The sequence below is a fragment of the Sulfitobacter sp. F26204 genome (assembly GCF_026410305.1).
In the GTDB taxonomy this organism is placed as follows: Bacteria; Pseudomonadota; Alphaproteobacteria; order Rhodobacterales; family Rhodobacteraceae; genus Sulfitobacter.
The window spans coordinates 434,502-453,287 of record NZ_JAPMLQ010000001.1 but is presented as its reverse complement, the minus strand read 5'-3'; the positions used below and the strand labels follow the sequence as shown (position 1 = coordinate 453,287).

The 18,786-nt window shown below is 55.5% G+C and carries 20 protein-coding genes and 2 riboswitches; of the genes, 9 read left to right on the top strand and 11 right to left on the bottom strand.

What is annotated here, in order from left to right:
• Positions 1-46: 46 nt before the first annotated feature.
• Positions 47-823: an ion transporter gene (locus OS190_RS02150; protein WP_267157014.1), complete on the top strand. Its 777-nt coding sequence runs from the start codon at positions 47-49 to the stop codon at positions 821-823.
• Here the strand turns inward: OS190_RS02150 and dxs are convergent.
• The 5 genes from dxs to OS190_RS02125 all read right to left on the bottom strand — a co-directional run bounded on the left by dxs (position 820) and on the right by OS190_RS02125 (position 5,207).
• Positions 820-2,748: a 1-deoxy-D-xylulose-5-phosphate synthase gene (dxs, locus tag OS190_RS02145; protein ID WP_267157013.1), complete on the bottom strand. Its 1,929-nt coding sequence runs from the start codon at positions 2,746-2,748 to the stop codon at positions 820-822. The genes OS190_RS02150 and dxs overlap by 4 nt on opposite strands.
• 8 nt (positions 2,749-2,756) lie before the next feature.
• The gene (locus OS190_RS02140; protein ID WP_267157012.1) at positions 2,757-3,623 is read right to left on the bottom strand and encodes a polyprenyl synthetase family protein; all 867 of its coding nucleotides are present in this window, start codon (positions 3,621-3,623) and stop codon (positions 2,757-2,759) included.
• Between the two features lie 6 nt (positions 3,624-3,629).
• Positions 3,630-3,872, bottom strand: a complete 243-nt coding sequence (locus OS190_RS02135; RefSeq protein ID WP_267157011.1) for an exodeoxyribonuclease VII small subunit — start codon at positions 3,870-3,872, stop codon at positions 3,630-3,632.
• A gap of 124 nt (positions 3,873-3,996) precedes the next feature.
• On the bottom strand, positions 3,997-4,698 hold the full coding sequence (locus OS190_RS02130; RefSeq protein WP_267157010.1) for a response regulator: 702 nt from the start codon (positions 4,696-4,698) through the stop codon (positions 3,997-3,999).
• Positions 4,695-5,207 (bottom strand): MarR family winged helix-turn-helix transcriptional regulator, encoded by a 513-nt coding sequence (locus OS190_RS02125; protein ID WP_267157009.1) that lies wholly within the window; start codon positions 5,205-5,207, stop codon positions 4,695-4,697. The genes OS190_RS02130 and OS190_RS02125 overlap by 4 nt, the downstream gene beginning before the upstream one ends.
• Positions 5,208-5,367: 160 nt before the next feature.
• Between OS190_RS02125 and OS190_RS02120 the strand changes: the two genes are divergently transcribed.
• Positions 5,368-6,237 carry a branched-chain amino acid aminotransferase gene (locus OS190_RS02120; protein WP_267157008.1) on the top strand — a complete coding sequence of 290 codons (870 nt, stop codon included), beginning with the start codon at positions 5,368-5,370 and terminating at the stop codon, positions 6,235-6,237.
• 206 nt (positions 6,238-6,443) lie between these two features.
• Here OS190_RS02120 and cobO read toward each other — a convergent pair whose 3' ends face one another.
• The 4 genes from cobO to OS190_RS02100 all read right to left on the bottom strand — a co-directional run bounded on the left by cobO (position 6,444) and on the right by OS190_RS02100 (position 10,185).
• Positions 6,444-7,037: a cob(I)yrinic acid a,c-diamide adenosyltransferase gene (gene cobO, locus OS190_RS02115; protein ID WP_267157007.1), complete on the bottom strand. Its 594-nt coding sequence runs from the start codon at positions 7,035-7,037 to the stop codon at positions 6,444-6,446.
• Positions 7,038-7,046: 9 nt separating this feature from the next.
• Positions 7,047-8,021 (bottom strand): DMT family transporter, encoded by a 975-nt coding sequence (locus OS190_RS02110; protein WP_267157006.1) that lies wholly within the window; start codon positions 8,019-8,021, stop codon positions 7,047-7,049.
• A gap of 229 nt (positions 8,022-8,250) precedes the next feature.
• On the bottom strand, positions 8,251-9,369 hold the full coding sequence (gene aroC / locus OS190_RS02105; RefSeq protein WP_267157005.1) for a chorismate synthase: 1,119 nt from the start codon (positions 9,367-9,369) through the stop codon (positions 8,251-8,253).
• Between the two features lie 162 nt (positions 9,370-9,531).
• A complete protein-coding gene (locus OS190_RS02100) occupies positions 9,532-10,185 on the bottom strand; it encodes a TetR/AcrR family transcriptional regulator (protein ID WP_267157004.1) in 654 nt (217 codons plus the stop codon).
• Positions 10,186-10,309: 124 nt separating this feature from the next.
• Here OS190_RS02100 and OS190_RS02095 point away from each other — a divergent pair, with 124 nt between their 5' ends.
• From OS190_RS02095 to OS190_RS02080, 4 genes are all read left to right on the top strand, one after another.
• Positions 10,310-12,355 (top strand): NADH:flavin oxidoreductase, encoded by a 2,046-nt coding sequence (locus tag OS190_RS02095; protein WP_267157003.1) that lies wholly within the window; start codon positions 10,310-10,312, stop codon positions 12,353-12,355.
• Positions 12,356-12,512: 157 nt separating this feature from the next.
• Positions 12,513-12,612: riboswitch (TPP riboswitch) on the top strand.
• Between the two features lie 34 nt (positions 12,613-12,646).
• On the top strand, positions 12,647-13,630 hold the full coding sequence (locus OS190_RS02090; RefSeq protein WP_267157002.1) for a thiamine ABC transporter substrate-binding protein: 984 nt from the start codon (positions 12,647-12,649) through the stop codon (positions 13,628-13,630).
• Positions 13,606-15,162: a thiamine/thiamine pyrophosphate ABC transporter permease ThiP gene (locus OS190_RS02085; RefSeq protein WP_267157001.1), complete on the top strand. Its 1,557-nt coding sequence runs from the start codon at positions 13,606-13,608 to the stop codon at positions 15,160-15,162. The genes OS190_RS02090 and OS190_RS02085 overlap by 25 nt, the downstream gene beginning before the upstream one ends.
• A complete protein-coding gene (locus tag OS190_RS02080; protein ID WP_267157000.1) occupies positions 15,149-15,841 on the top strand; it encodes a thiamine ABC transporter ATP-binding protein in 693 nt (230 codons plus the stop codon). The genes OS190_RS02085 and OS190_RS02080 overlap by 14 nt, the downstream gene beginning before the upstream one ends.
• Before the next feature lie 170 nt (positions 15,842-16,011).
• Here OS190_RS02080 and OS190_RS02075 read toward each other — a convergent pair whose 3' ends face one another.
• Positions 16,012-16,464: a 6,7-dimethyl-8-ribityllumazine synthase gene (locus tag OS190_RS02075; RefSeq protein ID WP_267156999.1), complete on the bottom strand. Its 453-nt coding sequence runs from the start codon at positions 16,462-16,464 to the stop codon at positions 16,012-16,014.
• Between the two features lie 75 nt (positions 16,465-16,539).
• Positions 16,540-16,682, bottom strand: a riboswitch (FMN riboswitch).
• Positions 16,683-16,727: 45 nt separating this feature from the next.
• Positions 16,728-16,859, bottom strand: a complete 132-nt coding sequence (locus OS190_RS20490; RefSeq protein WP_323370577.1) for a hypothetical protein — start codon at positions 16,857-16,859, stop codon at positions 16,728-16,730.
• Here OS190_RS20490 and OS190_RS02070 point away from each other — a divergent pair.
• From OS190_RS02070 to petA, 3 genes are all read left to right on the top strand, one after another.
• Positions 16,821-17,366, top strand: a complete 546-nt coding sequence (locus OS190_RS02070; protein ID WP_323370552.1) for an FMN-binding negative transcriptional regulator — start codon at positions 16,821-16,823, stop codon at positions 17,364-17,366. The genes OS190_RS20490 and OS190_RS02070 overlap by 39 nt on opposite strands.
• A gap of 60 nt (positions 17,367-17,426) precedes the next feature.
• Positions 17,427-18,038, top strand: coding sequence for a glutathione S-transferase (locus OS190_RS02065; protein WP_267156998.1), 612 nt, complete (start codon positions 17,427-17,429; stop codon positions 18,036-18,038).
• A 179-nt stretch (positions 18,039-18,217) separates the two neighbouring features.
• On the top strand, positions 18,218-18,778 hold the full coding sequence (petA, locus tag OS190_RS02060) for a ubiquinol-cytochrome c reductase iron-sulfur subunit (RefSeq protein WP_267156997.1): 561 nt from the start codon (positions 18,218-18,220) through the stop codon (positions 18,776-18,778).
• Positions 18,779-18,786 lie beyond the last annotated feature (8 nt).

Below are 18,786 nucleotides of genomic sequence, written 5' to 3'. Positions count from 1 at the left end.
GGAGCGCGCAAACACACAACTTCGGATCATTACCGTGCGTCAAAAAATGCAAAGGCTGTTGGAAAGCCGCCGGTTCGGCAATTTCATCTTGGGGGTTATCGTCTTTAACGCTGCTCTCCTGGGGCTTGAGACCTCAAGCAGGGTCGTCGCCATTACGGGACCGTTTCTGACCTCATTGGACAGTTTTTGTCTTGGTATTTTTGTCATCGAACTGTTGATGAAGCTTTACGTATACCGGGTTCGCTTTTTCCGGGACGGATGGAACATCTTTGATTTTGTGATCGTGGGGATCTCCCTGGTTCCTGCAGCAGATGGATTATCTGCCTTGCGCGCCCTGCGGATTCTACGGGTGTTGCGGTTGGTATCGACGGCGCCACGCCTGCGCCGCGTGGTCGAGGGGTTCATCACCGCCCTGCCCGGCATGGCCTCGGTCTTTACCTTGATGGCGTTGATTTTTTACATCGGCGCTGTGATTGCCACCAAACTGTTCGGTGCTGCTTTTGAGGATTGGTTCGGCACGCTGGGACGGTCCGGATATTCTCTGTTTCAGATCATGACCCTTGAAAGCTGGTCAATGGGCATCGTACGCCCTGTGATGCGTGAATATGCCTATGCCTGGCTGTTCTTCATTCCGTTTATCATGGTCACGACCTTTGCCGTGGTAAACCTGTTGGTAGGTTTGATTGTCAATTCCATGCAGGACGTACATTCCGAAGAAAGCAACGCCGAAACGGATGCCCACCGTGATGTTGTTTTGGCCCGCTTGACGGCGATTGAAGAACGGCTTGATGCATTGATTGAACGGCAGAACAACGGCAATTAGGCCCGTTGCGCCCCGATCTGAGCGATCCCCAGAACATCCAGCACCTTTGCTTCGATCTGTTCCGCATTCATTCCGGCAACCGCATACATATCCGACGGCGAAGCCTGATCAATGAATGTATCAGGGAGCACCATCGAGCGGTATTTAAGGCCTTTGTCAAACACACCTTCATTCGCCAGAAGTTGCGCCACATGCGAGCCGAAACCGCCGAGGGCACCTTCTTCGATCGTAATCAGCGCCTCGTGTTGCGCAGCAAGGTTCAGGATCATGTCCCGGTCCAGAGGTTTGGCAAAACGGGCATCCGCAACCGTCGGTGTGATGCCTTTGCCGGCAAGGGCCTCCGCCGCCTTTTCAACCTCTGTCAACCGGGTGCCAAAGGACAACAACGCAACGCGACTGCCCTGGCTGAGAATACGGCCTTTGCCGATCTCAAGCGGGGTGCCGCGTTCGGGCAGATCGACACCCTTGCCTTCACCACGCGGGAATCGAAAGGCGATAGGTCCGTCGTCATGCGCTACTGCAGTCGCCACCATATGCTTTAGCTCTGCTTCATCAGCAGCAGCCATCACGACAAAACCGGGCAGGTTCGCGAGAAAGGCAACATCAAACGCTCCCGCATGTGTTGCCCCGTCAGCCCCGACCAGACCGGCGCGATCTATCGCGAAACGTACCGGCAAACGCTGGATTGCGACATCATGTACAACCTGATCATAGCCGCGTTGCAAAAAGGTCGAATACATTGCGCAAAACGGCTTCATCCCCCCGGCTGCCAAAGCTGCGGAAAAAGTCACGCCATGCTGTTCTGCAATCCCCACATCAAAGCAGCGCGAAGGATACCGTTTGGCAAAAAGGTCCAGACCGGTACCATCGGGCATTGCAGCTGTCACAGCGCAAATCTTGTCGTCCTCGGCAGCATGTTGCAGCAGGCTTTGCGCAAATACAGAGGTATAGCTGGGTGCGTTGGAGGGGGCTTTTTTCTGCTCTCCCGTAACCACATTGAATTTGGACACGCCGTGGCCCTTGTCGCGGGCCTTTTCCGCGGGGCCATAGCCCTTGCCCTTTTTGGTCAGTACATGAATCAGAATCGGCCCCGTCGCACGCGCCTTGACTGTGCGCAGAACCGGCAGCAATTGGTCCATGTCATGCCCGTCAATCGGCCCGAGGTAGGAAAAGCCCAACTGCTCGAACAATGTGCCGCCAACGGCAATGCCTTTCAGCATGTCCTTGGCCCGTTTCGCCCCTTCACGGAAGGGTTCGGGCAGCAGGCTTACCGCGCCCTTGGCAGCGGCTTTGAATTCCTGAAACGGCTCTTCTGCATAGAGGCGGCTGAGATAGGCAGACATGGCGCCTACCGGCGGCGCAATCGACATTTCATTGTCGTTCAGGATCACGATCAAGCGTTTCTTGAGATGGCCTGCGTTGTTCATCGCTTCATAGGCCATGCCCGCCGACATGGCCCCGTCGCCGATCACCGCTATTGCGTCCCCGGCACCTTCGGCTGGCGACCCGCCCAGATCACGGGCAACAGCAAAACCGAGGGCTGCCGAAATAGAAGTCGAAGAATGCGCCGCACCAAAAGGATCATAGGGGGATTCACTACGTTTGGTAAAACCACTCAGCCCATCCTTTTGACGCAGGGTTCGAATCCTGTCACGCCGTTCCGTCAAAATCTTGTGGGGGTAACATTGATGCCCGACATCCCAGATGATCTTGTCCCGTGGCGTGTCAAAAACCGCGTGGAGCGCCACAGTCAGTTCGACGACGCCAAGCCCGGCGCCCAGATGCCCACCGGTTACAGATACAGCCGAAATTGTCTCATCGCGGACCTCATGCGCCAATTTACGAAGCTCGGCATCGCTCAACTGTTTCAGGTCAGCCGGACGCATGACACGGTCCAGAATGGGCGTCTTGGGATGGTCGGTCATGATGTCCCTCAGTTCTTGCGGGTAACGACAAATCGGGCGGCGTCACGCAGTGTTTCGCCCGCGTCACCATAAACACTTAATGCATCACAAGCAGATTGCACCAGCTCTTCGGCGCGACCTGTGGCCCCATCAAGACCCAGAAGTGACACGAAAGTGGCTTTGCCAGCATCGGCATCCTTGCCTGTGGCCTTGCCGACCGTCGCGGCATCCCCGGTCACATCCAGAATGTCGTCGGCAATCTGAAACGCAAGACCAAGCGCCTTAGCATAGGTCGCCAGCGCTCCGGTATCATCCCCCGACATACGCGGGCCTGCCAGGGCAGCCCAGACAATCAGCGCACCGGTCTTGTTGTGTTGCAACGCAGTGATTTCATCCAATGACAGGGGATGGAGTGCTGTTTCTGCCGCAATATCAAGCGCCTGCCCCAGAACCATGCCTCTTGCTCCCGCAGCGATGGCAAGCGTATTCGCCAGCTTTGCCCGCACCTCCCCACTACCAACCTCGGCAGCGGTCACCAGCTCGAACGCCAGCGACTGAAGCGCATCTCCCGCCAGCACCGCCGTGGCTCTATCCCACTTGCGGTGCACGGTTGGCACGCCACGTCGCAGGTCATCATCATCCATACAGGGCAAATCGTCATGCACCAGTGAATAGGCATGGAGCGCCTCGATTGCCGTGGCCGGCCAGATCGCTGCGGCCGGCGTGATTCCGTGCAAACGCGCACTTTCCAAAACAAGGAACCCGCGCAACCCCTTGCCGCCGGTTGTGGCATGGCTCATCGCATGTACCACCGCCAGATTGTCCATCTGCGCCAGAATGTGGTCGAAATGCCCAGCTACGCTCTGTGCCGCGTCAGATAACCGTTCAGAAAACACAAATACCTACAGCCCTTCCACGGGCTTGAGACCCGTTGGGTTTCCATCCCCGTCCAGGGTAATCGCGGCAACTTTTTCTTCCGCTTCTTTCAGCTTGGTCTCGCATCGCACCTTCAGGGCAGCCCCGCGTTCGTACAGGGCGATGCTTTCATCCAGGGCCACGTCGCCACGTTCCAGTTGCCCCAAAACCTTCTCAAGCTCTGCCATGGCAGCCTCAAAACTCATTTCTTCGATCTTGGTATCGGACATGCTGCAGGCCTCGTTCTTGTCAACTTGCCGCACAATAGACAGGAACGCCGCGCTTCACCAGACGCGCTTTGCATCTCTTTTTGGCCTTATATACCGTCCGAACCCTCTTCGGGCGCTGGTCCCGTCAATCAGGTGCCAACATATATCCCGCGCCTCGCACGGTTTGCAGATAGCGCGGCTGTTTCGGGTTATCCTCGATCTTGCGCCGCAACCGGGTAATCTGGACATCCACCGCACGTTCCTGCGCCTGGCCACGGTCACGGCCCAGTTCTTCTACCAGCTTGGCCCGGCTCAAGGGTTGTCCGGGTTGGGCCGAGAAAATCTTCATCAATAGAATTTCTGTCGCGGTCAAACGGACCAGAACATCACCCTGCCACATCTCGCCGCGTTCCAGGTCATACCGGATCGCGCCAAGCGAAAGCACCTTGGGCGCGGTATCTTCCGCGCGGGTATCCGGCATGCGACGCAAAATCGCGTTGATCCTGAGGAGCAGTTCCTTGGGTTCAAAGGGTTTGGCGAGGTAATCGTCAGCCCCCGCTTCCAGGCCTTCTATGCGGTTGCCGGTTTCGCCTTTGGCCGTCAGCAACAAGATCGGGGTTTCCATGGTTTCGCGCAAAGATGCCGTCAAGGCCAAGCCGTCTTCACCAGGCATCATCACATCAAGAACGATCAAATCGAAATCCAGCCCGGCAAGAATACGCCGCGCATGGCCCGCATCGCGCGCGGCAGTAACAAGGAACCCATGCCGCATCAGGAATTTTTGCAACAGCGTGCGGATGCGTTCGTCATCATCTACGATCAGCAGATGTGCGTCCATCTCGTTCAAGATCCCGACCCCCTTAATCTGGTGTAGCTGGCCCGCATTTCAGGATCCATCATCGCTTCGAGCACGCGACGAAACCCCGCAACGGCCTCCGGGCCTGCTTCGCGAAATGCCGCGCGCAACCGCGCACGCTGTGCGTCCGACAACTTCTGTTCCAGGGCGCGGCCTTCTTCCGTCAGATACAAATGTCGTTCCCGTTTATCATTGCGCCCCACCTTGCTTTGAACCAGACCATCGGCGATCAGCGTGCGCAACACACGATTAAGCGATTGCTTTGTGACACCGAGGATATTCAGCAAGTTATTTACGGTAGTCCCCGGTGCGCCACCGATAAAGTGAATTGCTCTGTGGTGGGCACGGCCATACGCCATGTCACCCAGAATTCGGTCAGGATCTGCGGTGAATCCACGATAAGCAAAGAACATCGCCTCGCTGCCTTGTCGTAGTTGTTCATCCGTGAGAAACAACAGGTTGTCGCTTCTGACAGCGGCTGGGGAGCGTCCATCGGACATGAGAAGCCTCGTTTTTGTGTGTTGCCAAGGGTACGTCAGCCTTGTTGACACTCCAAGGATGAAACGCTAGCAAAACTTAGCTTTTTGCGACCGAATATGTCCGAAACGGACCTATTGACGCAATATTCTTAAATTTATCTTGCTGCTGAGGAGATTTACAATGGCGGGCGCTTATGATGATCGGGATGGCCTGATATGGCTGGACGGCAAATTGGTCAATTGGCGCGATGCCAAAGTCCATATTCTGACCCATGCGATGCATTATGCGTCCTCGGTATTTGAGGGCGAGCGTGCCTATAACGGCAAGATTTTCAAAAGCCGGGAACACTCGGAACGATTGAAGCGGTCAGCCGAGATGGTGGATTTCGCAGTGCCCTGGACAATCGACGAAATTGAAGCCGCCAAGGTCGAGGTTCTGGCCGCCAGCGGTTTGCAGGATGCCTATGTACGAGCAATTGCATGGCGCGGCGCAGGCGAGGATATGGGCGTGGCATCTGCCAAGAACCCCGTGCGTCTGGCGATTGCCGCATGGGAATGGGGTGCCTATTACGGGGAGGCCAAAATGAAGGGCGCCAAGCTCGACATTTCCAAATGGAAACGACCTTCGCCGGAAACGATCCCCTGCCATGCGAAAGCAGCGGGGCTATACATGATTTGTACCATGTCCAAACATGCGGCAGAGGCAAAGGGATGTTCGGATGCGATGATGTTCGACTACCGCGGCTATGTCGCCGAAGCGACAGGGGCGAACATCTTTTTCGTCAAGGACGGCGAAGTGCACACGCCCGACCCCGATTGTTTCCTGAACGGAATCACCCGCCAGACTGTGATCGGAATGCTGCGCGAGCGTGGCGTTACGGTGCATGAGCGTCACATCATGCCGGAAGAGTTGGAAGGATTCGAACAATGCTGGCTGACGGGCACAGCGGCCGAGGTCACGCCGGTCGGCCAGATTGGCGACTACACCTTTGAGGTCGGCACAATGACGCGCGACATCGCAGAGAGTTACGAAAAGCTGGTGCGGGTCTGATCACCTCCCAATACCGGCCAAAGACACGGGGCAGTCCAGACTGCCCCGTTTTTCATTTCGACGCTGTCCCCTGTGAAGGCAGTTCGGCAATGCCCCAATGAAACGGTCTGTCATAGGGGCACGGATCCATCGCCCGAAAATCAGACAAGCACGTTTTCTCGTTCACATGCCTTGCCGTGCCATCCGGTCGCCGCGCCATTGACCCGTTAAAAATCCACACCACGCTGGGCTTTGATGCCTGCCTTGAAGGGGTGTTTTATTTCGGTCATTTCGGTCACCAGATCAGCATAAGCGCATAATTCCGGTTTAGCGTCACGCCCTGTCAGAATCACACCAGTACGTTTGTCCCGTGCTTCCAACCCTGCGATGACCTCTTCAGATGTCAGGTATTCATAACGCATCGCAATGTTGATTTCATCCATGACAATCAGATCATAATTGCCGCTTTCCATCATCTCACGTCCTTTGGCGAATGCGGCCTGAGCCGCGGCAATATCGCGTTCCTTGTCCTGGGTATCCCAGGTAAATCCTTCACCCATGGTATGCCAGGTCACCTCGTCCAGGCGTTCGAAAAACTGGCGCTCACCTGTCTTCCATTTGCCTTTGATAAACTGGATCACACCAACCTTTTGCTTCCAGCCCAGGGCACGCACGACAACCCCAAATGCAGAAGATGATTTGCCCTTGCCGGACCCGGTATGAACCAAAACCAGGCCTTTTTCGGGATCGACCAACTCAGCAACCTTTGCGCGTTGCTTGGTTTGGCGTTCTTGCATTTTGGCTTTGTGATCGTCTGACATGGGATGTCCTTAGTTAAGGCTGCCGCTGGGCGCGGTGCTGGGTTTGGATTTGCTGCGATCGACGCCCAACTCTCGTTCGCGCCATATGATCAATACACCACCGGCAATGACAAGGGCAGCACCGATCAAAATCGTCGTCGTTGGGATTTCGTCGAAAACCATCCAGCCGATCAATGTGGCGAATATCATCGAAGAATAGTCAAAGGGTGCCAACATGGAAACCGTCCCAAAGCGAAACGACGATGTGACCATGATCTGCGCAACGCCACCAATGAGACCCGCGCCGATGATCAGGGAAAGCACACCCAGGCCAGGGCTGGTCCATGCCAGAGCCGGGATGGGAAAGAGCCAGCCCAACGGCAAACTAAACAGCGAGACACAGCTTGCGGTGAGCGAAAAGTAAAAGACGATGGCGCTGGTTGTATCCGTCTGAACAAGACGGCGCACATGGATCTGCACCATGGCCCGCAGGATTGATGCCGATAACACCAGTAATGCACCAAGGGTCGCCATATCGGTGTAGCCCTGGTCCAGTGACAGGCGCGGCGCGATAACGATCATTACACCGACCAGACCAAGTGCCACAGCGGACAGACGGAACAATCTCACCCGTTCACCCAGAAAAATCGCGGCGAAAACGACGGTGAACATCGGCGTGGCATAACCGATGGCGGTGACTTCGGGCAGGGGTAATATCGCAAGCCCCGCAAAGGTCAGGCACATTGCCGTTGTGCCGAACAATCCGCGCCAGACATGACCGAGAATGTTGTTGGCCTTTAATCCATCGTGCAGGTGGCCCGATTGCCAAAGCCACAAGCCAATTATCGGCATGGCAAAAAACGAACGAAAGAAAACCGCTTGCCCCGGCGGCACCTCGCTTGAGGCGGCCTTGATCATCGCGGACATGACCATAAACAAGAAAATCGCGCCAGTCTTCAATGCGATGGCGCGGCCGGGATTGTTCTGAACCAGAGATAGAGCCATAACCGCTTCTTGCGCCTATGGCTGCATATTTGCAAGCAGGGTTAGTCGGGTTTCGCGGCGCGACGGTGTTGTGCATTTTCCAAACGCAGAAAAGCCAACCCGCCCCTTTCTCTCTTTTCAAGATTTGCAGCGATCAAGGAGGTCGCCTGTCCCCGCCAATGCCGAAATTATCCTGACGGCAAACTCCCGATGGAAGGCAAGCTATGCAAGCATATCCCGGTTCTGTCGATTATTCCGGTCGCATAGCACCGATATGGCCACGGTTCTCCCCGACCTGCCCGCGATGCAACAGCATGTGATCCAGCAAGACGCAGGCCATCATCGCCTCGCCCACGGGCACGGCGCGAATACCGACGCAGGGGTCATGGCGGCCTTTGGTGATGATTTCTGTTTCTTCACCCGTTCTGGTGATGGTCTTGCGTGTCGTCAAAATGCTGGACGTGGGTTTGACTGCGAAGCGTACAACAATATCCTGCCCGGTGCTGATACCCCCCAGAATGCCGCCCGCATGATTTGAAGAGTAGCGCGGCTGGCTGTCGTTCCCCATGAATATTTCGTCGGCGTTCAATTCTCCCGTCAACATCGCGGCTGACATGCCTTCACCGATCTCGACACCCTTGACAGCATTGATCGACATCATTGCAGCGGCCAGGTCAGTGTCGAGTTTACCATAGACCGGCGCGCCAAGACCCGCGGGCACATTTCGGGCGGTGACCTCGATAATCGCGCCTACGGAGGACCCGGATTTGCGCAACCCGTCGAGATAGCTTGCCCATTCGGCCGCCGCCTTGGCGTCAGGTACCCAGAACGGATTTTGATCGATCTGGTCCCAGTCAAATGAGTTTCTGTCAATCTGGTGTGGCCCCATTTGCACCATGTAACCGGTGATCTGAACATCAGGGGCAAGCGTTTTGATCGCCTCTCGTGCCAGCCCGCCCGCAGCGACACGGCTTGCCGTTTCACGTGCGCTGGACCGCCCGCCGCCACGATAATCGCGGATGCCATATTTCTGGAAATAGGTGATGTCGGCGTGGCCGGGACGAAACTTGTCCTTGATGTCACCATAGTCCTTGGAACGCTGGTCGGTATTTTCGATCATCAATTGGATCGGTGTGCCGGTTGTCATGCCTTCGAAAACGCCGGACAGGATGCGCACCTCATCCGGCTCGCGGCGTTGCGTGGTGTATTTGTTTTGACCTGGTTTACGCTTATCAAGCCAATGCTGGATCATCGCCGCGTCGACAGCCACGCCCGGAGGGCAACCATCGACAGTGGCCCCCAGAGCCGGTCCATGGCTTTCGCCCCAGGTTGTCACGCGGAAAAGATGGCCAAAGCTGTTGATCGACATTTGCAAGACTCCTGTTGGGACTTGCATTAACGATGCGGGAAGGTTGTCTCAAGGGGTGGTTTTTGATCAGGGGCGGGACGGCGGGCACTGCACCAAATACCTGTTTCTGGAAAAAACCCCATGACAACTTCACAAAAGGACCACCCAAACAGCGATTGCCGGTCAGTGGGGGTAACTGCCCTGGTCATCTGTCGCGGTGCCTATCGGCCTGTGCCTGATTAGAAAGCGCTGCACATCCCTTTCAGAAGGTGCGCATCCTGCAAAAATTTCGACATAGTGCCGAACCCGCTCCAGCCTTTCGTCGCGTTTTTCCTGAACCTGCATCGAGATATACCCGATCTGTGTATAGATCAGGGTCAAGCTGCGTGTTTCGGCCTCTTGTGCGCTAAAACCGTGCTGACGGAACAAGGCGGCGACAGCATCAATGCGCCGTTGATCCGCATTATTCAACCTACCGAACAGATCCGGATCCATACGCGCCCAGTTGCGGATTGCCAGATCAAGGCCTGCATCAAAAAGGCCTGGATCCAACCAACAATCCATCACGTTAAAAAGCGCTTCGCAGATACTGGTAGCCGCCATGCCACAGCGTTCAACAAGATTTCCGGTATTCTTGTTTTCCCACCTCTCGATCAATTCAGCGTGCAGTTCTTCGAGACCGGTAAAAAACCAGTAAAACCCGGTTCGTGTCAGGTTCAGCTTTTGGGCCAGCGCCATCACTTTGACCCCCTCGATGCCGTTGCAAACAAGCATTTCGTAGGCTGCATCCAACCAGATTTTTTTTGAGCCGCGTTGGCGATTTGGGGGGTGCTTCATATCCGCACATTAGAAAACTTGACATGAATGTCAATTAAAAGTCAGCTTGAATAAATCACTTGCCAATCCATTTTGCCCAGCCATCACAGGGCGCTGATCAGCCTGAAAAAGCGAGACGTTTTCAATGACCAAAGATCCGTTGCTTCAACCGTTCCAATTGAAACATCTCACCTTGAGAAACCGGATCATGACGACAAGTCATGAACCCGCCTATCCCGAAGACGGAATGCCAAAGGATCGGTATCGCGCCTACCACGAAGAACGCGCCAAGGCCGGCGTGGCGCTGGCCATGACAGCAGGTTCTGCAGCGGTTTCGAGAGACAGCCCCCCTGTCTTCAACAACATTCTCGCCTACAAGGACGAGGTTGTTCCATGGATCCAAAACCTTAGTGACGGCTGTCATGAACACGGCTGTGCCGTGATGATCCAGTTGACGCACCTTGGCCGGCGCACGACATGGAACAAAGGCGACTGGTTGCCTTCTCTCTCTTCGTCAAAGCACCGCGAACCCGCGCACCGCGCCTTTCCAAAGCTGATTGAAGATTGGGACATCGAACGGATCATCACCGATTTTGCCGACGCGGCAGAGCGGATGAAGGCCGGCGGTATGGATGGGATCGAGTTGCAAGTCTACGGTCATTTGCTTGACCAATTCTGGTCCCCGCTGACGAATGACCTTGTAGGCCCATACGGGGCTGACACCCTGGAAAACCGGATGCGGTTTCCACTTGATGTATTGGCAGCCATTCGCAAACGGGTGGGAGACGAATTTATTGTCGGATTCCGCTACACCGCTGATGAAGCACAAAAAGGTGGGATCACCGAAAAGGACGGGTTGAAAATTTCCCAAATACTTGCCGATTCCGGCCAGCTTGATTTCCTGAATGTTGTCCGGGGGCGCATTCACACCGATCCTGCGATGACGGATCTGATTCCGATCCAGGGCATGAAGAGTGCACCACATCTGGATTTCGCGGGGCAGGTCAAGAAACTGACCGGCATGCCGACGTTCCACGCTGCCAAGATTCCCGATGTCGCCACCGCACGTCATGCAGTGGCGGCGGGACTGCTTGATATGGTGGGCATGACACGCGCCCATATGGCCGATCCCCATGTCGTCAAAAAGATCATGGAAGGTCGTGAAGACGACATTCGCCCCTGTGTCGGCGCTACCTACTGCCTTGACCGGATATATGAAGCGGGTGACGCGCTTTGCATTCATAACGCGGCAACGGGACGAGAACTCAGCATGCCGCATACTATCCAGCCCGCACGCGAAAAACGCAGGGTTGTCATCGTCGGCGCAGGGCCAGCCGGCCTTGAGGCGGCGCGCGTCGCGGCGGAGCGTGGTCACGAAGTTGTTGTCTTTGAAGCCCAGCCAGAGCCCGGCGGTCAAGTGCGCCTGACCGCACAAAGCGCGCGTCGACGCGAGATGATTTCAATCATCGAATGGCGCATGGCGCAATGCGCGGCCCGCGATGTGACCTTTCATTTCAATACCTTGGTTGAAGAAGAAGATGTTGTTGCGCTGAAACCGGACGTGGTGATCATTGCGACCGGCGGGATGCCAAACACCGAATTGTTTGAAACAGGCAAGGAAGCATCAAATGTTGTCACATCCTGGGATATTATTGCCGGAGACATCAAGCCTGCGCAGAATATTCTGATCTATGATGAAAGTGGCGATCATGCCGGATTGCAAGCCGCCGAAATCGCGGCTGCCGCCGGTGCGACGGTTGAAATCATGACGCCTGATCGTACATTTGCCTCAGGTGTCATGGCAATGAACCTTGTCCCTTACATGCGCGCACTTCAGGACAAGGATGTCACCTTTACTGTCACGCGCAGATTGCTGGACGTCGTGCGCAATGGCAACAAACTGACGGCGACCATTGGAACGGACTATAGCGATCACACCGCCGAAAGAGATTATGATCAGGTCGTCCTGAACTATGGCACCTTACCACTGGATGGTTTGTATTTTGATCTGAAACCGCTCAGTTCGAACGCGGGCGCGGTTGATCATGATGCGTTGATCGAAGGTGGCACTCAATCTGTTTTGAGGAATGAAAATGGCGCGTTCCAATTGTTCCGAATTGGCGACGCAGTTTCCGCCCGCAACACCCATGCAGCGATTTATGATGCGCTACGCTTGGTGAAGGATTTGTAAGCACGTTGCCATAACAAAATGAAAGCACGGATTTTACAATTTTGAATCACCTGGGCAATAACGACTATTTCCTGCCGTCATTCGCTTTGCAATGGAAGGGTCCTTTGGGCCGTTTCATCCTTTCACCTTGCCAACCTTAACCGACCCGCCTATGCCTTGCCTTACCTCGGGGGGCTCGAAAGAGCTGAGATAGCGCAAGCTGACCCGTCGAACCTGAACCGGTTAACACCGGCGGAGGGAAGGTTTTGGCACTCTTCCAATACTTCTCAACGCCGCATTTTGGAGGATGCCATGAAGGCTCTTACACTTGCTGCTACAACCCTGATTGCCGCGTCAGCAGCCGCTGCGGATACACCAATATTGACTGTTTATGCGGGAGATTATTTCACTTCGGAATGGGGCCCCGGCCCGATCATCGAAAAGGAATTCGAAGCAATCTGTGATTGCGATCTGGTGTTTTCCACCGGCGATCTGTTGCCCCGCTTGCTACTGGAAGGCAAACGCATTGAGGCGGATGTCGTGATGGGGCTGACATCTGATGTCACGGCTAAAGCCCGTGCAACGGGTCTTTTGGCACCACACGGGCAGGACAACAGCGCATTGACCCTACCGATTGAATGGTCTGACGAAACTTTTCTGCCTTTCAACTACGGTCATACTGCATTCATGTATGACACTACCCGTATGGAAACGCCGCCGGCAAGTTTTGACGACCTGATCAACCTGCCAGACGATGTGCGGATCGTGATACAGGATCCAAGGACCTCGATTTCCGGGCTCGCCCTGGCGTTGTGGGTAGAGGCCATCTATGGCGATCAAGCCCAGGAAACCTGGGCCAAACTCGCACCCAAGATCCTGACCGTGACCAAAGACTGGTCCTCAAGCTATGGTATGTTCACCGAGGGTGAAGCGGATATGGTCCTAAGCTACACGACCTCGCCCGCATATCACATGTTTGCCGAGGAGGATTTTACCAAGAAAGCAGCGTTGTTTTCGGATGGGCATTATTTCATGACGGAAACCGTTGCCAAGGTTTCTTCTACCGATGTGCCGGAACTGGCGGATACCTTCCTGACATATGTGATGTCCGAAGCGTTTCAAAAAATGATCCCGGCTGCGAATTGGTCTTTGCCCTCCGCTTTGGCACAGGATCAATGGCCTGAAGGATGGTCAGAGTTGCCGCTGCCCGAAAAGGTGCTGTTTTATGATGAAACCGAAGCCGTGGCATTGCGCGATAAAGCGGTTGAAGCATGGCGCGTCGGACTAAGCCAGTAACCTGGAAATGGGGAAAGATGGCCGCAATCCTGGTGGTTGCGGTTGTCTTGGCCGCCGGGGTTGGCATTGCGTCCCGGATTGAAACTGCACTGTCTTTCGGGACCGGCGATTGGGCCGCTGTGCGCTTCACGGTCTGGCAATCCTTTCTCTCCTCCATGTTTTCGGTCGTGTTGGCCATACCCGTGGCACGGGCATTGGCGCGACGGCAGTTTTTTGGCCGCGGGCTTTTGGTTACGTTGCTCGGCGCGCCGTTTATCTTGCCGGTGATCGTCGCTGTCTTGGGCCTGCTATCGGTGTTCGGCAGAAATGGTTGGCTGAATATTGTGTTGGCGTCTGCGGGTTTGCCGACTCTGTCAATCTACGGTTTGCAAGGTGTGGTCTTGGCGCATGTGTTCTTTAATTTGCCGCTGGCCACACGCCTGTTGCTACAGGGCTGGCAGACCATACCAGCCGAGCGCTTTCGATTGGCCGCGCAACTGCACCTGACACCTTGGGCATTTTTCCGGGTGATCGAGTGGCCCTTGATCCGTCAGATCCTGCCGGGCGTTGCGGCATTGATATTCGTGATCTGCCTGACAAGCTTTGCTGTTGCTCTGACTCTCGGAGGCGGACCAAAGGCAACGACCTTGGAACTGGCAATTTATCAGGCTTTCCGGTTCGATTTTGATCTTGGGCGCGCTGCGCTTTTGTCTTTGGCCCAATTGGCATTGGCGGGCGGTGCCGCGCTGGTGGCTCTGGGCGTCATTCCCACGATTTCGGTCGGTGGCGGGCTGGACCGCCCGCAGCAACGCTGGGACGGGGTCAGCAGGGTACAGCGTCGATCGGATATGGTTGTAATCACGATCGCCTCGGGGTTCTTGTTGTTGCCGTTATTTGCCATCGTCCTGCGTGGCTTGATCGGCATCCCTCAGTTGCCCCAAACAGTTTGGACAGCAGCGGGTGCGTCACTTTGTGTAGCGGGAATGAGTATTCTTGTGCTGGGGTTTCTGGCAGTACCAATGGCCGGGTGGATTGCAAGTAAACCTACCGGAAGCGTCGAGGCAATCGGGCTTCTGGGTCTGTCCGCCTCTCCCTTAATGATCGGAACCGGCTGGTTTATCCTGATCAATCCGGTGATGAATCCAGCCAGTTTGGCCTTGCCTGTCACAGCCTTGGTCAACGCATTGATGGCGCTGCCCTTCTGCCTGCGGATCCTCGTACCGCGCCTGCGCGACACACTGCGGGATTACGGGCGGCTTTCTGCGACACTGGGCGTGCAGGGTTGGCCCCTGTGGCGCTGGGTGATTTTACCTCGACTTGCCCCGCAGATCGGATTTGCCGCGGGCCTGACCGGCGCACTATCCGCCGGAGATCTGGGCGTGATCACGTTATTCGCTGATGCGGATCGTGCTACGCTCCCATTACAGATGTACCGTTTGATGGGGGCATACCGTATGGAAGCCGCAGCCGGTGCGGCCTTGTTGCTGTTGATCATGGCGCTGGGAATCTTTTGGGTCTGTGACTGGATAGGGAGAAGATATGCTGCGTCTTGACCAGTTAAAAATCAGGCTGGAGGATTTCCAGATGACCGCGGATATGTCGCTGCAGAAAGGGCGAAAATATGCAGTGATCGGGCCATCCGGTGCGGGCAAATCCACCTTGTTAGGCGCTTTATGCGGCTTTGTCCCCCTCACCTCGGGTCGGTTGTTCTGGCAGGATCAGGAGATCACCGATCATCAACCGGGCGGACGGCCGATGACAATGCTGTTTCAGGACAACAATCTCTTTCCCCATCTCAGCGTCCTGCAAAATGTCGGGCTGGGCATCAGGCCGGATCTGCGACTGACCGACGAGGATCGAACACGCATTTCAAAAGCCCTGGCGCGGGTTGGCCTTAGTGATCAGACCAACAAGAAACCCGGCACTTTATCCGGAGGGCAACAAAGCCGCGCGGCATTGGCGCGGGTATTGGTGCAAGCGCGCCCCTGGGTGTTGCTGGACGAACCTTTTGCCGCATTGGGACCCGCATTGCGCAATGAGATGCTGGATCTGATGCAAGATCTGGTTGCCGAAACCGGGGCGGGATTGGTTATGGTGACCCATGCCCCAGAAGATGTGCGCCGGATCGCGGATCAGGTAATATTTGTTGGTTCGGGCAAAGCGGAAGCGCCGCAACCTGCAAGGGAATTGATGGATAACCCGCCACCGGAGTTACAACAATACCTCGGCTGAACGAATGCCTTAGGCAGTAGACAGTAGGCAGCGCGAGGTCAGCAGGCAGCGCATCTCGTGCAACCAGAACCGCATTTGGCAAATCGTTTGAGCGCGTGTTTTTCAACGTATCATCCTGCGTTAAACCGTGACCCAGCCATCGCTGGACCAAGCTCTGCTGAAACACCTGTTCAGGCACTCACCGCCGGATGGGACTCAGATATTCCGAGGGCGGCCTGTGCAGCCTCGCGTCCCTTTTGCACAAAATGCTCTTTGTAAATGGCGTTGTGATGATCAGTTTCTTGATAGTGATGCGGCGTCAGCGACACCGACAGGACAGGCAAACCGGTATCAAGGCCAACACGCATCAATCCGTTAACAACCGCACTGGCAACAAAATCATGCCGGTAAATCCCGCCATCGACGACAAAGGCAGCACAGACAATGGCATGGTATCTGCCCGTCACAGCCAGTTTCTGTGCCATTAACGGAAGTTCGAATGCCCCTGGAACATCAATAACATCAACCTGTTCTCCGGCTATCAGTTCCAGAAAACCGTTCAGAGAACGGTCAACAATGTCCGCATGCCATTGCGCTTTTACAAAAGCGAATCGCGGGGCAGCAGGACCGGGGGAAAGTGTCATTTGTGATCTCCTTTTGGTTCAGACACGTCCACCCAAGGCGATCACGTTTGGACAAAGGGCAAGCCCCGCATCCAACCGCATTCTCTTTCATCCGGACTATGACCGTCGGCTCTGGCATTTGACCAGATCTGCTGACACCAACTGAATGGCCGCTCGCGGGCTTGAGGGCGCTCCCTCCTACCGCCGGTGGAGAATTTCACCCCGCCCTGAGAATGCTTGCACACTGCATCGCGATTGCGTTCTGTACAAGCGTGAACATCCCATCAGAAAGACCAGATCATGTATCCCAATCCGATTTTCGTGATGCCGGTAAAAAGCGGAGCGTTCGATTTGAATGTGAGCGCGGATTTGGTGTTTTGGCGATCAATGCCACAGTTGGACCTCTGATGAGCCATGTTCCCTTCCTGTCAAGTGACGACGGCGCAATGATCGAACTGCACCTGGTGCGCTCAAACCCGATCATGCGGGCGTCGAAGGAACCTCAGACCGCCAAGATCGCCGTCAGCGGGGCGTATAGTTACATTTCGCCGGATTGGTGCGCCATGATCGATCAGGTACCAACCTGGAACTATGTCGCGGTTCACCTGACCGGAACGCTTTATCTGCGCCCGCAGGAAGAGTTGCACGATCTGCTGGACCGACAATCCGCATTTTATGAAGATCGCCTGATCCCCAAGAAACCAAGGAAAACCGGAAAAATGTCAGACGGTGTCATGGATCGAATGATGAGGATGATTGTGCCGTGCCGGATGAATGTGAACGCAATTGATGGAACCTGGAAGCTGGGGCAAAACAAACCCGATGCAACCCGAAAGGCAGCGGCAAATAAAGTTCCGGCCAACGGTATTGGTGCCGAGACGGAGGCCCTTGCGGCTCTGATACATTGTCCAGGCAAGCATTGAATGATTGCACACGGTCGCAGGGCAGTTGATACTTTGACATAGAATGCAGGAGAAACCGCAATGAAACTGGCCTATTCCCCCACCTCCCCCTATGTGCGCAAAGTAATGGTGCTTCTGCATGAAACAGGGCAACTGGATGATGTCACTTTGGAAGAACGGGCAACCACGCCCCTGTCTCCCGATCAGACGCTTCTGCCCAGCAATCCCTTGGGCAAGGTGCCGGCGCTGGAACGGGCCGACGGTCCGGCCCTCTATGACAGTCGGGTGATTTGCGCCTATCTCAATGATCGCGCAGGCGGATCATTATACAGGTCGGGCGCAAGACACTGGGATATTCTGACGATTGAAGCAACGGCCGATGGCATTCTGGATGCCGCCCTTTTAATGACTTATGAATGGCGGATGCGGCCCGAAGACAAGCGAATGCCCGAATGGGTTGATGGCCAATGGGACAAGATTGCGCGCGCCTGTACCGCCCTGAACACCCGCTGGATGAGCCATCTGCAAGGGCCGCTGGACATGGGACAGATCGCAGTTGCCTGTGCCCTGGGCTATGTTGATTTTCGTCATGATGCGCGAGGTTGGCGCGATGGTAATGACGCTCTTGCTGCGTGGTACACTGCATTTGATTCGCGCCCTTCCATGCAGGCAACCCGCCCTCCAGCCACATAACGGTGTTGAAATGGGCAGGTTTTCATGTTGTTAAGCGGTCCCTGCGACCCTTTGCGCGTCATTGGTATCTAGACGCACTGCGGTCAGCGGGCTAGATACCTCCTCAAACTGGGTTGCGTTCTGTGCGCGATCTGTACCACTGGTGGCCGGAATACGGCCCTAAAGATTGGAGAAAATACGTGTCCAACGCAGAAGATCACGCAGGCAACCGTAGGGATTTCCTGTACTACGCTACGGCAGGAACAGGTGCTGTTGCCGTTGCTGGCGCGGTTTGGCCCTTGGTCAACCAGATGAATCCATCAGCTGATGTTTTGGCGCTTTCGTCGATTCGCGTAGATGTTGGCGATCTGGCTCCGGGGACTCAAATGACCGTCAAATGGTTGGGCAAACCTGTATTTATCCGCCGTCGTACCGAAGAAGAAATCGCGGCGGCACGCGCTGTCAAACTGTCTGATCTGCCGGATCAGGGTGCCGAAAACGAAAACATCTCTGGTGATTCCCCTGCAACGGACGAAAACCGCACGCTGGATGAAGCGGGCGAATGGTTGGTCATGATGGGTGTCTGTACGCACCTTGGCTGTGTACCTTTGGGTGATGCGGGTGACTTTGGCGGCTGGTTCTGCCCCTGCCACGGGTCACATTACGACACCGCCGGTCGCATCCGCAAAGGGCCTGCGCCGACAAATCTTCCGGTCCCCGTGGCCGAATTCGTGGATGAAACCACGATCAAACTGGGTTAAGGGAGAGC